General features: G+C 31.1%; 8 protein-coding genes. All 8 read left to right on the forward strand.

Annotated elements, in window-relative coordinates; all coding sequences use genetic code 11:
- The first annotated feature begins 11 nt into the window (after positions 1 to 11).
- The 8 genes from C2I06_RS21260 (at position 12) to C2I06_RS21295 (ending at position 17,034) form a co-directional block, all read left to right on the forward strand.
- Positions 12 to 3,854 carry a hypothetical protein gene (locus tag C2I06_RS21260; protein WP_123258797.1) on the forward strand — a complete coding sequence of 1,281 codons (3,843 nt, stop codon included), beginning with the start codon at positions 12 to 14 and terminating at the stop codon, positions 3,852 to 3,854.
- A 1,145-nt stretch (positions 3,855 to 4,999) separates the two neighbouring features.
- Positions 5,000 to 6,172, forward strand: a complete 1,173-nt coding sequence (locus tag C2I06_RS21265) for a hypothetical protein (RefSeq protein ID WP_123258798.1) — start codon at positions 5,000 to 5,002, stop codon at positions 6,170 to 6,172.
- A gap of 103 nt (positions 6,173 to 6,275) precedes the next feature.
- On the forward strand, positions 6,276 to 10,535 hold the full coding sequence (locus tag C2I06_RS21270; RefSeq protein ID WP_123258799.1) for an SMEK domain-containing protein: 4,260 nt from the start codon (positions 6,276 to 6,278) through the stop codon (positions 10,533 to 10,535).
- A gap of 395 nt (positions 10,536 to 10,930) precedes the next feature.
- Positions 10,931 to 11,083, forward strand: coding sequence for a hypothetical protein (locus C2I06_RS25330; RefSeq protein ID WP_206427980.1), 153 nt, complete (start codon positions 10,931 to 10,933; stop codon positions 11,081 to 11,083).
- An 830-nt stretch (positions 11,084 to 11,913) separates the two neighbouring features.
- A complete protein-coding gene (locus C2I06_RS21280; RefSeq protein WP_123258800.1) occupies positions 11,914 to 13,884 on the forward strand; it encodes a DEAD/DEAH box helicase family protein in 1,971 nt (656 codons plus the stop codon).
- A 263-nt stretch (positions 13,885 to 14,147) separates the two neighbouring features.
- Positions 14,148 to 14,576 carry an AAA domain-containing protein gene (locus C2I06_RS21285; protein ID WP_164463753.1) on the forward strand — a complete coding sequence of 143 codons (429 nt, stop codon included), beginning with the start codon at positions 14,148 to 14,150 and terminating at the stop codon, positions 14,574 to 14,576.
- A 5-nt stretch (positions 14,577 to 14,581) separates the two neighbouring features.
- On the forward strand, positions 14,582 to 15,418 hold the full coding sequence (locus tag C2I06_RS26035) for an AAA domain-containing protein (protein ID WP_206427981.1): 837 nt from the start codon (positions 14,582 to 14,584) through the stop codon (positions 15,416 to 15,418).
- An 800-nt stretch (positions 15,419 to 16,218) separates the two neighbouring features.
- Positions 16,219 to 17,034 carry an SMI1/KNR4 family protein gene (locus C2I06_RS21295; protein WP_123258802.1) on the forward strand — a complete coding sequence of 272 codons (816 nt, stop codon included), beginning with the start codon at positions 16,219 to 16,221 and terminating at the stop codon, positions 17,032 to 17,034.
- Positions 17,035 to 17,337: the final 303 nt, after the last annotated feature.

Genomic DNA, 17,337 nt, shown 5'->3' on the forward strand with positions numbered 1-17,337 from the left:
GAGTGATTAATATGAGGTTTAAATATAAAAATTCTATACCGAAAGTAAAGTGTAATGAAGAAGTTTCAACAGGTTTTCTAGTTTCAGATGATAAGGTTATTACAACTATTCATTCAATAAAAGAATATTTATCTGATAATACTAATCTAATCGAGACTATTTTTCAAGACAAAAATGGAAAAAAGTTCACTAGACATGCAACACCTATTTTACCTAGTAATGGAGAAATAGATGATTTTGAAATTATTGCTTTGCAGCTTAATGAAACTGTTGGTGATACAAATTCGCTTGAATGTATAAAGTATTGTTTTGAGGATCAAGTAGATGTTTTTACATATGGTTATCCAGCTGTTCGAGAAAATGAAGGTACATTAATTGAACTTAAACTACTCGGAGATAACGGTTACTTGGATTTGAAGGTTAATTCAGATTCTATTAAGGATTATCAAGGATGTTCAGGTGGACCTATTATATATAAAAACTTTGTAGTAGGAGTAATGTTAGAGCAAGTTGCCGAAAATGGGGAAGCGAGTCGTATTGGAGCGGTTAGCTTGATGAAATATGAACAATATTTCAAAGAAATTGGCTTAGCTTTATTTGAAAAAGCTTCGGACATTTATCGCTTTGAAGAATTTTTAATGGGGTGTACTAACCCAAAAATTTCCTTGGACTTTTTCAATTACGAAGAAAATGATTTTGAAGAGGATTTTTTTAGAATGCTTAGTACTCAAAGTACAATATATTTGCAGGGTAAAACAAAAGAAGAAGTGATGGGATATATTTTATATATTATTAAAACAAAGTCCAGGCACCTAATTCCTAAAGTGTTAATTGTAGAAGATTTAGAAGAATGGAATAAATTAAAAGAGAGTTTCGAAGATAAAATTTTAATTCCGAATTTCAATGCTAATGAAATCACTTCTATTCCAAAAAACGTGAGTATTATTTTATATGGTGAAGAAGATTTTGTTAGTAATAAAAAACCTTTGAAACTTAATAAACGAACTCTAGACAATATGCGTGATAAGTTAACTGATGAAATTGGTGACGCAACAATAGCGCATCAGTTAGTTCGCCAATGTAATGGTTTATATTCTATTTTTAAACGGAAAGTATTTGAAGGTAAAAACGGTAAACCTAGATGGGAAGAATACACAGATTTAAATTTGTTACCAGCTTTATTAGCAAGTTCATGGAAAAATAATTCTAAAGATAAATTATTTATAGAACGATTGATTAATATAAGTTATAACGAATATATAGACTCTATTAAAGATGTTACGAATGGTGAAGATCCATTTATTTTACACTACAATACTGGTTATGAAGATGTATTTAAATTAGCAAATATTGAAGAAAGTTGGGAAATATTATTTTCTGAAATTACTAAAGATAAACTGCAACTATTTGAAGATTTAGTATTGGAAGTTTTTAGTGAAATACCAGCTAAATTTGATTTGCCTATTGAGGAACACTATCGGTCTAGATTACTAACGGATGAGGATTCAGAGTACTCTAGCAGCTTAAAAGGAGGAATAATTAGGTCTCTGATAGCTTTAGCATTAAAAGAGAATGCTAATACATTTGATACTCAAAGATATGTAGATAATATTATAGAAAGATTATTTCTCCAAACACAAAATTCAAAACAATGGTTTGCAATAGCGGAGTTTTTACCTTTAATATCAGAAGCTTCGCCATTTATTTTTGTTGATTTTTTAGAAAAGGAAGTTAATAATCCGGAATCGAAACTATGGGACTTGTTTGAAAGTAAATCAGATGGTTTTTTCGCAAGAAATTATTATACTCATGTAATATGGTCACTTGAAAAGTTACTTTGTTTAGAAAATTTAGCACCTAGATCTATAAAAATACTAGTTAAGCTTGCAGAAAGGGATCTGAGTTATAAGATATCTAATAGTCCTTTATCCACACTAGGTCAAGCTTTATCTGGTTGGTTACATGTGATAAATGTTAGTTTAGATGAAAAGATTGATTTAGTTGAATATATTGTTGAAACTAGCTCAATTGGATGGTTAATTTTGGAGCGAATTTTACCCGATAGGAGTAATCATGGCTCATTCTTGAGTATGACTCGTCTAGATTATAGGCCATATGAGTTTAAATATAAATTAGAATATAGAGATCAATTATTCAAAACTTATAAGGCATACACTTCAATTGCAATTAACACAGCTAATAACGATTTAGAAAAATGGGGTGTATTATTTGATAAATGTACATTTATTGAGTTAGAACTATATGATTTAGCCAGAGAAAAATTAGTTCAAGCGCTCTTTAATAATGAAATAGATGAAGTTAGATACACATTTAAAGAAAAATTAAGAGATATTATATATAGACATAGATTCTTTAAAGATTCCGATTGGGCTTTAAGTGAAGTAAATGTAAAAAAAATCGAAGAACTATTTAATCTAATCACTTTTAAATGTGTTACTTATAATTATTTGTATTTATTCACTAATGAAAAGCTAGTTGAGTTAAACCCTACTCCATATGATAGAAATGAAAGAACTGATTGGGACAAACAAAATGAAAAGTTGAAAGAAGAACGTATAAAAGCATTAAATTTGATTATTGAGAATCCGAAAGACTCTATTTGGAATTTGGTAAAGCTTTTAAGGGTTCATGATACAACTGGACGTTCACAACAAGTCATTGGAAATATTTTAGCTAGTGATATTTACAACTATAATTTAGACTTCGAATTTTTAAATGAGGCTTTGGCAAACTCAGCCGAGATCCTATTTATATCTTACGTCGAAAAGGTTTATAGTAAAGAAGGAATCAAGATAATAGAATATGTACTAAATTACTTAAAAGAAAATGATGAAATGGTTCTTCCTATATTAAAAATTGCACACGTTGATGAAAAAGTATTGGAATTACTAAGTGCGTACACGGAAGAATTACAGGATAAGTATTGGACGGATTTTGTAATATATTGGGATATAGTTGATAACCGAGTAAAGGAGGAGGTATGGTTAAAACTTTTAAAGTATAAAAATTTTAATGCATTATTAAGAATGATAGATCTATATTTTCAAAAAGATTTAGAAAAAAATCTAATAATATTAGAAGCAATATTATCAAATCAAGAAGTTTTCACTATAAACAGTCAAAATAGCTACTTAATTATTGAGGTATTTGAAAATATTTATAGAGAATCAAATCTAAATATTGAAAGAAATCTCTATTTAAGAATTTGTCATCTAGAATGGGAATACTTTAGTTTACTAATTGATCAACTACCTCCTAAATATTTAATGGAGGAACTTAAAACTGACCCCAAATTATTAGCGTCATTAATTCAAGCAGCTTATAAATCTTCTAAAGAAGAAAAAGATATTGATGAAGTGAAAATAAGGTTAGGGAAACAGGCATGGGAAATTTTATTTAAATTAAAGTTTTGTCCATGTGTAGACGAAAATAACGATATTTCGGAAGAAAAATTAGAAATATGGGTTAAAATATTTTTAGATGAAATTGATAAAAATGGACATGAGATAATAGGAAGACAGATTCTAGGCGAATGCTTTGCTTATTCTCCTAGGAATGATGAAATATTTCCACATATTGCGGTGTGTAAGGTATTTGAAAAATATTACACAGAAGATATTGGAAAAGGATTTGTATTGGGCATTTATAATAGCAGAGGTATTTATCAGGGAACTAATGGTAGAAAAGAAGAAGCTCTAGCTGCTCAATATGAAAATTATGCAAGAAAAGTTAGAATTAGATACCCAAAAGTTTCGACTCAATTATTAAAAATATCTGAGGATTATAAGAGACAAGCTTTCCAAGAAAGGGAGCGTGCTTCTTATGACTTATAAAACAAATGAGAAAAATCCATTTCCTTATAGAGATCGTAGTATGGAATTTAAAAGGGAAAATATAGCTGGCAGTTATACAGTATATTAAATATTATGAAATCCATAGACAATCGAAAAAGCAATTCATTGTAGGACCTTTCTTCATTTCAATAAAGCTGTCTATACTTATAAGCCTTGTACAATACTTCAATATATGTTGATTTTAAGGAATAACATTGGCGCTTTAAAAGTACAGAACTTACCAAACGCTGATTTATCGATTTTAGTATATCGAATACCACATAAAGGAAAAATATGCTAACAGTTAGCTAACGCAATCCAAAAAACGGTAAATCGCCGTTAAAGATGTTACAGTAAGCAATATCCAAAACATTGATTTACCGCACTTATTGCACATACTGTTAAAGATATTACAAACTCTCATCTTACGGTCGGCATGATGTGATAGTCGTCTGAAACCTTCGTATATAAGGATTTAACGTAAGTTAAGAGTCATTTGGCTAACAACTGGCTAACATTTAATGCGTTATTAGAGGCTTCTCATAATTTCACTGAACTTTTGGGGGCTTCTTTTTCATTTCTTGCCTGAAGTGAAGGTACGCATTTTTTTGTGATTTGAATATTGAATGTCCAAGGCTGTCCAAAAATTGCTTAATTGAGACAGCAATTGTGATGTTGAGTCTAATATTTCATATTAATTATTATTTTCTTAGGAATTTTGTTACGTCTGCAGGGCTAATAAATTTATGAACCAGATTAAACAAACTACACGCCTATGTCGGTTGAATGAAATAATATATATAATAGATACAAAGTATACAGATAATTAGATTTTTTACGAGGGTATAGTAAAATAGTATTAAAATATTTGAAACGAACATTATGTGTGATTGGAAGATGATACTATTACTGAATGTAAATGTGGAATAATCTACTTAGGATATGGAAAGGAATTGTTGGTATCTTATTTGCTCATTCAATAAGGTAGGAGAAAATAAACTTATTCATCCTCATTTAATAAAGAATCCTTTACTCATTGGTTTTAGTATATTTAAAACAAGGAGAGTTACGGAGAGTTCAATTTACTCTACGAATCTGTTGAATGAGATCTATTTTAAAAAAATACATTACAGAGGAGATATGAAATGACCGGATTTTTAGATGTGAAAATATGCGAAGATTTTAGAGAATCCATAAATAAAACAGATATTTTTATTTATGACAATGAATATAAAGAACATTACAATCTTTTTTGTGCTGTGATGGATAGAATGGATAGCAGTATTTCATATCTTAATAGAAATGCTAACCCACCGAAGTCAGAGGAAGAATTACTATTTTTTATCATGTATACATGTATGGTACTAGATGCTGTCAAGCAACTTTTAAAAAGCTTAGATATAGAGAACGTCTATTCAGATAAAGACAATGCAGTTTCATATAAATTTTTCAAAGATATTTGCGTAGCTCCCCCATTAAATATTCCTCAAGAAGATTGCCCAACTGATGACAAGTTTTTTGAATATATACGCTCACTTTCGATGGCTCACCCATTTGAAACAAATAGACCAAAGTTTTTTAAAAAGGGCGAGATACAATATTCTCCTTTGGTTATCGCGAATAGTAACTTTATGAGTGCAAGAGGCATTAAGGATGGGGTAGGAATTCGGATATATTCCAATAAATTTGAAGAAGTTCAAGATCTACTCTTTCCATTTAGCCTTCTCAAAGAATATATTAACTCTCGGTTTCTTCTTATAAAAAAAGCTACAGAAAAAGTGTATCAAATTATTGATAACAAAGAAAAGATTTGGAGAAAGGTCAAAGTTCCAAGAAACTTATCCCCCACTATTACTTTGGAATATATATTAGAAATCCTCAAAAGCCGTTATGAAAATACTTACTATGTAGAACTTGGGATCAAATGTCTTAGTTGTGAAATAACAGAAATGGCAAATAAGGATATTGTTTCATCATATAAAAAAATCATAACTAATTTAATTCCTTGTTTAATTGAAGCAGTTGAAGAACTAGATTATGAAAAGATGGCTACGGCACTTGATAATGTATTGTCTGCCCGACCTAAAAATATACATGAAATGGGCCATTACCAACTTGAAAAAATATTTGGCTACCTTCATGTTGGTAATGAATCATCATCTGAATATAAATGGGGCTTACAACAAGCGCAACATTTTGCAAATGAGTTTGCTGTGAAATGGGTCAAAATTAACATAGATAACATGAATGCAGACGAAATTAAACTACTAGTTCGTATTGCCTGTTATTTTGAGAAAAAGGAAGAAGGAAATTTTTAATTCATTCTAGTCAAATAATAAACTGTTATCTTGATTCTTAGCAGATACAACGATTAACCCGAAGCTCTGTTTATTTAAAAGCAATCGATTTGGAGGAATGATGATGAATAGAAATAATAATACAAGTATGTTTGTTGGTTATTTAGTAAGACTAAATGAATTTATTAAGGAAAATGGTCGTTTAAACTTGTTATCAACACATGTTCATGCTGAAAATTTTTATAGGGATTTGTTAAATTATTTATTTGGACTATCTTTATCGAATATGAATGAGGAAAAACAAAATGCAGCAGCAATTGATTTAATTGACCGAAAGTCAAAACTAATTATACAGGTATCTGCTACTTGTACAAAGCGAAAAATTGAATCTTCTTTATCAAAAGATATAATAGCTGAATATAAAAAAGATGGGTTTCATATGAAATTTCTCTTTATTGGAAACCAGAATGAAAATATTAAAAATGGTACGTTTTTAAATCCTCATAGCATTCATTTCAATCCTAAAATTGATATCATATTAACTAACGATTTGTCTAGTAAATTTATAGATTTAGATATTGATAATCAAAATAGCATAATTGAATTTTTGTCTAAAGAATTAGACCCCATTAACAATGTAGATAATCATTTTAAATTAAGTGATAACTTTATTGACACTCAGTTATCTATGAGTCTATCCTCTCTTGGACCCCGCTATACTTCTGAACTAAACGTTGAGACGGAGAATATGCTCGCATTTGAAGCAATAACAATGAGTGAGTATTTTCAAAAAGAAAATTACAAATACTTGAGGAAGATTATTGATAGCATTAAGAAAAAGAGTGAAAGTTCGTTAGAAAGTATAGAGGGAAAAGAGTTTTATCGTCATTTTATGAATCAAATAGATTTGGATATAAGTGAAATTAATTCCTTTTTGGAAAGTCATAAAAATTTTGAGGAGAAGGTTGACCTGTTAAAAGAAGCACATGCTGTCTTAGATAACATTCAAGCAGCGTCAAACACTTACCTTGTATACGAAGCAGATTTTGATAAGAAAGATAAAGACTCACTTATAGATTATTTTAGAGAAATTACTATAAATATTTCAAACTTCAATCGTTTTTTAGATCAAACTTGCTACAGATGTTTATATGATCCGTACTTATTATTACACGGAGAAGCAGGAATAGGTAAATCACATTTATTAGCAGATATGGCAAAGAAGAAAAGGGCAGAAAACCACATTGTCTTTCTTTTTTTAGGGCAACATTTTTCGAGCCAAATTGAGCCATTAAAACAATTACTAGACAGTTTGGATTTAGCAGGATCAACTGACCAATTTCTATCGACCATAAATAGGGAAGCAGAAAGAACTGGTAAACGTGCTATTCTTATAATTGATGCATTAAATGAAGGGGAAGGTAAAGGACTTTGGAAAAGTTATTTCCAAAGATTTACAGACAAAATAAAGCAGTATTCAAATATATCGTTCGTTTTTTCAATTAGAACTCCCTTTATATCACAATTGCTACCGGAGGGTTTTATTGATATTAACAAAATAACAAAATTTAAACATCATGGATTTAGTAAAGAAGACTACAGTCCAGTTACATCTTTTTGTTCCTACTATAAACTTGAAGAACCAGTTTTTCCATTATTAAATCCAGAATATGATAATCCATTATTTCTAAAGCTTGTATGTGAATTACATGCTAGTTTAAAGCGTAGTTCATTCGATCAAAATCTTAAAATATCAAATCTATTTTCATTTATAATTGATGACGTTAATAAAAAGCTCTCTGCATATAATAGATTAGATTTTGACTCAAATCTGAATGTAATACATAAAATACTTGAAGAAGTTATAAGGGGGCAGCACGATTCTCAGTATAGGGAAATGGATTATATGAATGTTTATAGGAGAGTAAGAAAAGTTGCTACAGACTATACTAGCTTCGACACAAAAGTGTTAGAAGCCTTAATTCAGGAAAATATATTAATGGATACAGTTAACTATAGAGGAGAAAGAATTGTATATTTTGCATATGAGCGCATGGGTGATTATTTGTTAGCTAATTATTTACTTGAGCGATTCAGAACAAAAGGATTAAGTAGTGAAGAATTACCTAAGAACATTAGAGAAGATTATAATATTAATAAATACTTTAACACCGAGAGCAATATATCCTTTAATGTTGGATTACTACAGGCATTATCGGTTATTTTAGCAGATGAATTCAATATTGAGTTCTTCGAAGTTTTCCCAGAACATGAAGATAACTTTTCTGTTATGGAGTCATTTAACGATAGCTTAATATGGAGAGACGGGGTAAGTATTACTAAGACAACCAAAAATTATATAAATAAACATATATTCCGTTATAAATATTCACTTGACAATTTTTTAAATGTACTAATCCAGAAAAGTTGCCTACTTGACCACCCATTAAATGCTAATACTTTATTCGAAATTTTGATAAAAAATCCATTGCCAGTAAGGGATTCTTTCTGGACTACAAAAATATCTAAAAGAGATATCAATATATTGAAGATTATTAACTGGGCTTGGGAAAATAGTAGAAAGATTGACGCTAGAACAGTTGAATTATATGAAATAACTTTAATTTGGACTTTGAGTTCCACAAACAAAGCAATTAGGGATTCTAGTACAAAGAGTTTAGTAAGTTTATTTAAAGAGTTTCCTGAAACAATGATAAACATGTTACAAAAATTTCAAGATGTAGATGATCCATATATTTTAGAGAGATTATATGCAGCTGTATTTGGAGGAGTAGTTAGAAGTAACAATTATGAAGCACATCCAAAAATCGCTAAATATATTTATAATGAAATTTTTTGTAAAAGTGAAGTATATCCACACGTCTTATTAAGAGATTATGCTAGACAAACTATAGAATTTATTTTATTAACTTATGACATGCTAGAAATAGATAAGAGTAAAATTAAGCCACCTTATAAAAGCAAGTGGTATAAATCTATTCCTACGAACGAAGAAATTGATCAATTAGAACAAGAACATACTAAAGATAAAAACACACGGGGAGTATATTCAGTTAATAGAATTGTTTCATCAATGACAACCGAGTATGGTAGAGGTGTTGGTGGATATGGAGATTTCGGTAGATATGTTTTGGGTTCAAAAGTTAGAGAATGGGAAAATCAATTTGATAGTGACCAAGAATTAAGTAATATAGCGATAAAAAGAGTTTTTGAAATGGGATATGATATTAAACTTCATGGAGAATTTGACATAAATATTAGTCCTCATGATAGACATAATGATGTAATTGAAAGGATTGGAAAGAAATATCAGTGGATTGCATTTCATGAGTTAATGGCAAAGTTGACCGATAATTTTCCTACGTTTGAGGAAGAAAAAATATATACAATTGAGTATCAAGAATACTTGGATAGAAAAAACAAAAATCTATGGAATCTAATTGAAGGAAAAGAAGAAATAGAGGAGATTGAGAAAGAACCAAATGAGGAAGACCATGTGATTAAAGTTAATAAAGTTTTCCTTCCGCAATACTCCGGGCCATGGGAACCGTTTATGCGTGACATTGATCCAACTTTTTTATTGAAAGATATGCCAACAAAAAAATTAGAACTGATTCCAAATCAATTTCCGACAAATCCAACAATAGAATGGGTGAAAAATGATTCTCTCTATGAGAATTCTCAGAAATATTTGGAGTTCGAGTTTGACAGAACTGAATATATTGCACTGTATTCTCATTTTGATTGGACGGTTAAAAAAGAGAATAACAACTTTAACGAAAGAGATGCTAAAATATTCCTAGCAAGTGCATTTTTTGTTAATAAGAGCAAAAAAGAAGAAGTTCTGAAAAAAAGAATGGATTCTATAAATGGCAATGGCCTACCATTACCAAACACATATAATATATTTGCTTATGAGCACTTTTGGAGTGAATCTTATATTGATTTTGAAAAAGAAAGGACTAGTTTTGAAGATAATGATGTAATGCCTGCCTGTCATAAGTATCTGTGGGAAACGGATCAATCGATAAATGGCGGGAATATTCCAACATACGTAATGCCATCCAAAATTATTGTCGAGTGCTTTAATCTAAAACAACAAACTGAAGGGATCTGGCACAATGAAGACGGAGACATGATATGTTTCGATTCTGCACTATTAGGATATGATAGCTGTTTACTCTTCGTAAAGGATAAGTTAATCCAGTTTATTGAAGAAAGTGATTACTCGTTAATGTGGGGCGTCTATGCTGAGAAAGTTGCTAAAAAACATTTTCATGAATGGTGGTATACAGTAGATTATGATAAAGGGAAATTTAAGAAGTATATTTCAGATGAAAAAAATTTGGAGTACAGAAAATAAATAGCTTATTTAGATTTTTTAAGATACGGCCCCCATCATCCTTCGATGGAGGGTAGAATGGTGCTAAATACTTTTTGAAACAATAAATTAGTAATGGGATTGTGTAGAATGAATAGAATAATTATTTGTTCCTTTAAAATTATGTGGTAGAATGCTAACATTTTGCTAACGCAATCTCGTGAAAAAGAATAAATTCCCGTTAAAGATGTTACACCTTAGAATTCCCAAAACCTTGATATACCGCACTATTGGCACACATCGTTCAAAATATTACACACTCTCATCTTACGGGCGGCATGATGTAATCTGCCTTCCAATCCCTCGATGTATAAGGGTTTTATATAAGATGAGAGTGGATTGTTAACATGAAGGTTTTATAGGAGGCTTCTCATAAGTTGAGCAAACTTGTGGGAAGCTTCTTTTTTCATTTCTTGAGTAACGTGGGGATAGACATTTTTCGTGATTTGGTTGGTGTAGAGTTACAGAATCTTACAGAAGAAGAGCAGAAGTTATTGGAAGCTACAAGCATGATTATTAAAAATTCATAATCAGAGGTATAAATGACAGACGAGAGCGGTTTCCTCGTCTGCTTTTTATGCTTTTAATTTTTTAGCCAGTATAACAATAAAAAAGATAGTGCATTAAAAATGCTAACATTTTGTTAACGCCATCAATGAAATTACAATAAATTTAAGTGCAAGATGTCCGAGACCAATCATAAAGACCCAAGTGGAACCACAAGTACATTTTTCCTTGTGCAACCCCTTTTGTAGAAATCACCTTTCATCTCATCTTTTTAACTCACTTCCTAGAATATTTAATGACCGATAACCATTATTTCCATTTTTTATTTAACAATTCATAAGTTAGATATAATTAGTCCAGTAGTTAATAATAACAAGCTGATAAGAATGAAAAGCACTAACTATAAAATGTATTACAATGTATTAGAGTGAAATGCTATAATAAATAATGGAAAAATTAGTTAATATAGATATTAATTTTCATGCTACTTCTGATATAAAGAATTTGTAAAATAAATAGAAAGTAGGAAATAACAATAATCGTTGCAGGAGCGGCGGTTGCATCTGCAGAAAAATTATGATTCATATCAAAATAATAAGATTCACACCAATGAAGCACAAAAATGGGATAAAACTAAATTAACAGATTTCATTTTGTCTAATAGATAAAGGATAATAGAGTTGAGGAAGCGTTTGTTCTGCCGGATGGGAATGAGATGAAAACTGAAAGTGATGGTAGATATCAGGATAATAACAGAGAAGAGTGAAAACACACTATTTTTAAATATATTATCAGAAGAAAAATGTCATAACAGTAAGTAATAGTAGTAATTTTTCAGTTTAGGAGAGTAGAAATGACAAACATAGAGAAGAGAAAAGTACTTGAAATACTTGATTATTGGAAGACGATAGAACTTTTAAATCAAGTAGATATCCCACAGGAGATTGGAGACAATAAGAAAGTAGTAAAAAAGATTACAAGAGGTGAACGGATCGATAGTAATTTGGATAAAATTACAATATTCACCAAGATAAAAGAGCCTTCGATTGATCTTTCTCATGCATTAAAAAACGACAAGGAGAAATTTTCTCTATTTCCTTGTGAGGGAACAGATTTGTCATTCCTTTTCGGTAGAATTAAAAGAAATGACTTGGTAGATTATCTTGCTAAATTTGTGAAAAATTATGACGAACAGCCAAACATAGCCTATCCGAAAAGTAGCGAGATTGCTTGGTTTTCATTTAGAACTGATACGGAAGGTATTTATCAGAAGAATTCATTCCAGCTATCTCCACTTTTGTGGGCTATTTCCGTATGGAATAAAAAAGTTAATGGATTTTCTTTGAATTCGATTGATTATGATGATGAGACTAAAAAGTATGACAGTTGGTTTGAGGAAGCAGAGGATTTATTTGCTGTATTGCCGTCTGTGTTTTCAGATATTTATAATACTTATGTGAAGATAATAAAGTCGGAACTTCCTGCCGATTACATAGGACACTTTATTTATGACAGGTACAAGAATGGTGAGGTAAAGAATAAAGAAGAAAATCTAGAAGATTATGCAAGTTTAGGTAAGAGCTTTTTTTTGGCTGATATCGTTTTGCTTATAGATGCAATCAAATCAGGAAAATTTGGAGAGGGTTCTGATTATGAGCGTAAAGTGATAGATTATATTTTGTCTACACACAATAAAGCTGTAGGAATTATTCCAGAGAATAGTATATCTATTTCTCCAGAGGAAGAGCGTCAGAAGATGATGGATTTCTTTCAAAATACACTTAATATCAAAAATGCTCCACTAGGAAAGTGGCCTGCTAAATTCATGCCTGCTCTTATGCAACAAGTGGCAGTAAATCTTGCGATAGATGAAAATGCAAACACGGAAGTATTTTCTGTTAATGGTCCTCCTGGCACTGGAAAGACAACACTTCTTAAAGAAATCGTATCTAGTAATATAGTAAAAAGAGCTGAGCTTCTAGCGGAAGCCGCACATTCAGATCCGGACGATGCTTATGAGAGGTGCTCATTTACACAAGGACCGTTGGATAATAAGGGGTATTTTAAGTATGCACCATCTTATTTTAAGCTGAAGAATGATAAAATCAATCAATATGGAATGTTAGTAGCATCATGTAATAATTCGGCTGTCGAAAATATCACTGCAGATCTTCCTAAAAGTGATGACATTCTCAAGAGTCTTGAACCTTCAAAAGATGATGAAGAATCAGTGGTGTCGGGATTGAATGAAGTTCATAATTTGTTTAACGTCAAAAAATCAGAAGATATTGAACAAATAAAAATATCCGGTGAAATAAAAGAAGAACGTGATATTTATTTCACGCGCTATGCTAATAACCTTTTAAATCGAAAAGACTGTTGGGGTCTTATATCTGCTCCGTTTGGGAAACGTGCTAATATTAACAAGTATTGTGTATCTGTACTTAAAAAGTTTATTAATGATTATAATCTTAACAATGTGCGTGAGGAACATCGAAAGAAATATGTAGAGCAAAGAGAATGCTTTCTTAGACAACTTAAGATTGTGAAAGAACTTGAGAAAGAGTTGGAAATCCTGTGCCATTATGCAAAGTCTTTACCATTGACTAATGAGAGTATTTCTGAGGTTGATCTTGATAGAAAAATAAAAGAAAATTATGCATATCTAATGGAACTTGAGGAATCAAGACCTAGAGGATTATTCGGAAGATGGAAGAAAGATACTACACGAGACAATTTGATAGCAGAGAAAAAGGTTGAAATTGAAGTTTTGAAAAACAAAAAGACCGGCTTTCAAAAATTACTAGCTATTATAATCTTTTAAGCAAACATAGCGAAGGTGCTGAGAAACTTACTCCTATTGATTCATCTTTTATTGCCAGGTATGTATCGGATGATGAGATCGAGTCAACCCAGGCACAGGTTACAAATCCTTGGTTTACAGAGCGTTACAATAGGGAGCGGGAAAAGCTGTTCTTTTATGCTTGTAAACTACATAAGGAATTTGTAATTTCCTCTAAAGCCTTTAGGCAGAATATAATCAATCTTTTGATTGCGTGGGATATGCATGAAGATTGTGATGTGCGCATGAGTGAGAAAGACAGAATTGATGCTTTCCCAGCATTGATTCAAAATATATTTCTTATTACCCCGGTTATATCAACTACATTTGCATCTGCACAGACTTTCTTACGTGATATAAAGCATCCTGGTACACTTGGAACGCTTATTGTGGATGAAGCAGGGCAGGCACAACCTCAGATGGCGGTTGGAGCTTTGATGCGATGCCGTCGAGCAATAATTGTTGGAGATCCTAAGCAAATAGAGCCGGTTGTGACGGAAGAAACAGACATGATTAAAAGTCTTATTACATCTGATTTACTTACACCATATCAGGACAAGAAAATATCTGTACAAGGATTTGCTGATTATATTAATAGCTATGGAACTTTCTCGGAAAAGATGAAGAAAAAGAGTGGGTTGGATGTCCCCTTACTGTCCATAGGCGTTGTATAGACCCGATGTATAGTATATCAAATTGTCTTTCTTATGACGGAACTATGAAACAGCAAACAGAAGCACCAAAGGAAAAAGTTGTGAAGACCTTTATCTTGGAGAAGTCATATTGGATAAATGTAAAAGGTGAGGAACAGTCCGGGAATAAGAATCATTATGTACCGTCACAAGGTCAGATTGTTCTAAAGCTTCTTGAAGAAAAATTCAAGAAAGACGGTAGTGATATTCCGAAAATATTTATTATAACACCATTCACATCCGTGAAAGAGGGAATGAGTGACGCATTACGCAAATCTGATTTCTATAAACGTGATTCTCGTGTAAAGAAATGGTTAAAAGATAAAAATATTGGAACTGTTCATACATTCCAAGGACAAGGAACAGATGAGGTTATATTCTTACTTGGTTGTGATAAATCATCTGTAAAGGCAGCAAATTGGGTAAATAAAAATATTGTGAATGTGGCAGCTACAAGAGCTAAATATCGTCTTTATATTATAGGAGACAGGGAAGTATGGAGTTGTAAGCCTGTGAAAGTTGCACGTGATAAAGTTAATAATGATATATCATCGGATAATTTGATAAAAATGCTATCAGGTTGCGAAAATACAGAGTCAATTCTGGGACCTACAATTCAAACTATTGAAGTCAAAAAAGTGGAATATACAACACAGGAAATGAAGAACGAGGTAGCGACTTTATTGGGAAACAGATCAAAGGTCTGTCCGAAATGCGGCAAACCGCTCGTAGAAAAAATGGTAGGTATGGAGTTTTTTATGGGTGTAAAGGGTATCCTAAGTGTAGTTATAGTGAAAGTATTAAGAAATAAACATATCCATTAAGACTTCTCGATATGTTTGATTTAACTTAGACATACTAAATGAATTTTCGTGCCAAGTGGAGTGTATGAACAACAGAGCAGATTTCAACTTGAATTGTTAACATTTTGCTAACGCAATCCGATAAAAAACAGTAAATCCCCGTTAAAGATGTTACACCTTAGTTTCAATAGAATATTGATATACCGCAATTTCTGCACTTATCGTTAAAGATAATACACACTCTCATCCTACGGGCGGCATGATGTAATAACCGCCTGAATCCCAGTAATACCATGGTATAAAGGATTTGAAAGGGATGGGATAGTGTTATTGCCCATCCCTTGTTCAATTTCTTCTCAAAAATTTTAAAAAAGAAATTTTCGCAAGAAAATTGATCTTAGCGAAAGTTTCTTTTTTTGTTGTTCTGTTTGATGAATATAAGTACTATTTGTTAAGTAAGATCCTTTTACGTGTCGAAGTCTTGTTCGGATATATTCAAACTCTACTCTTTTTTCTATTAACATGGTTGCATAGGTATTTTTATGTGTTTGTGGTGAAAAAGAAGACCAAATCAGCAATTCTTAATAATCGATTCATACGAGTTTCTATTTTTTTTTTTGACAATTTCTGTTTCGTCAAATTCTTTCGCAAAAACAAACCAATATAATGATAATAAAACTAATGAGCATTTTAATAAATATTTTTTCATTCTTCTATTATGAAATTCAGTTTATTATTGTAATTATTGAGAATACAAGCCATTTATGTCTAATACAAGAAATTTATGATGAAATATACATGCTTTTTAGGAGTGGAATTATATGAATATATGGAATGATGATAATAGCACTTATACTTTAAGTAGTATAACGTCTGAGGATATTAAACTAGCTGAGGAACATTTCAAAGTTAAGCTACCTGATGAATATATAGATCTTTTAAAGATAAAGAATGGTGGAACATTAAGATATAATGCTTTACCTTTTTCTTTAAACGGGCGGGAAGAGGATGACTTTATTTTAATAGAATATATACATGGAATAAAAAAAGACGAAGGGATTATGCAAACAGATTATTACTTAAAAGAATGGGAGATAAATAAAGAGAGAGTAATTCTTTTAAGCGGTGATGGTCATGAATGGTTAGCTTTAGATTACAGTACTTCAGAGGAACCTAAAGTAGTTTATATTCTAACAGATGAAGATGAAGTAATAGAGTTGTATGAAACTTTTAGTAAGATGTTAAAGGCTTTATATATCGAAGGAGAAGAAGTGGAAGGAAACTTTGAAGAAGATGATGACACAATAACATATACCATTGAAGAAGCAAGACGTTTAATAAATAGTAATAATAAAATAGAAGTGCTAACTGGTATTGAAGCTTTCAATAATTTGTCAGATGACCAGGAAATTCTTGCTGAAAATCTTGATAATATTAGACATTTCCTCAAGCATAGTGATAAAGATATAGTCGAATTTGCAGGTGAATCTGCTTGGAGTTTAGTTTACTCAGATTACGAAATTGATGAAGAATTTATAAAATTTGTTTCTTCTGTATATAAAGGTAGAACTGATATACCGATTTTTCCAATACTACTTGCTAGGATGAATAATCATTTAAAGTTGGATAAGCAGTAATCAGGTTGTTATTAAATCATGCCTAAATAGCCCTCTCCAAAGTTGGTTTTTTTGTGGGGGTATTTAATATCATAACTAGAATACATAATTAACGAATGATAAGTTATCGGAGGAAGACTGTATAAACAAGATACTGTAGAAGGAAGTAGAACATTTAATGAAAATAATCCAGGTGGATGGAGTCAGACCAAAATTAGGTCCATCAGTTGGAGGCCAGCAAGACCAGATCCAGATGGTGGTCATTGATATAGTCTTCTTTTAATATGACTTAATAAAAGTTTGTTCACATATCATATTTTTGTA

Origin of the sequence: Niallia circulans (genome assembly GCF_003726095.1) — a bacterium.
Taxonomy (GTDB): domain Bacteria; phylum Bacillota; class Bacilli; order Bacillales; family Cytobacillaceae; genus Niallia; species Niallia circulans_A.

Excerpts from the sequence above, each read along its gene's own strand:
- C2I06_RS21260 (WP_123258797.1), top strand. The coding sequence starts at position 12 with ATGAGGTTTAAATATAAAAATTCTATACCGAAAGTAAAGTGTAATGAA.
- C2I06_RS21265 (WP_123258798.1), top strand. The coding sequence starts at position 5,000 with ATGACCGGATTTTTAGATGTGAAAATATGCGAAGATTTTAGAGAATCC.
- C2I06_RS21270 (WP_123258799.1), top strand. The coding sequence starts at position 6,276 with ATGAATAGAAATAATAATACAAGTATGTTTGTTGGTTATTTAGTAAGA.
- C2I06_RS21280 (WP_123258800.1), top strand. The coding sequence starts at position 11,914 with ATGACAAACATAGAGAAGAGAAAAGTACTTGAAATACTTGATTATTGG.
- C2I06_RS21285 (WP_164463753.1), top strand. The coding sequence starts at position 14,148 with ATGAGTGAGAAAGACAGAATTGATGCTTTCCCAGCATTGATTCAAAAT.
- C2I06_RS26035 (WP_206427981.1), top strand. The coding sequence starts at position 14,582 with ATGTATAGTATATCAAATTGTCTTTCTTATGACGGAACTATGAAACAG.
- C2I06_RS21295 (WP_123258802.1), top strand. The coding sequence starts at position 16,219 with ATGAATATATGGAATGATGATAATAGCACTTATACTTTAAGTAGTATA.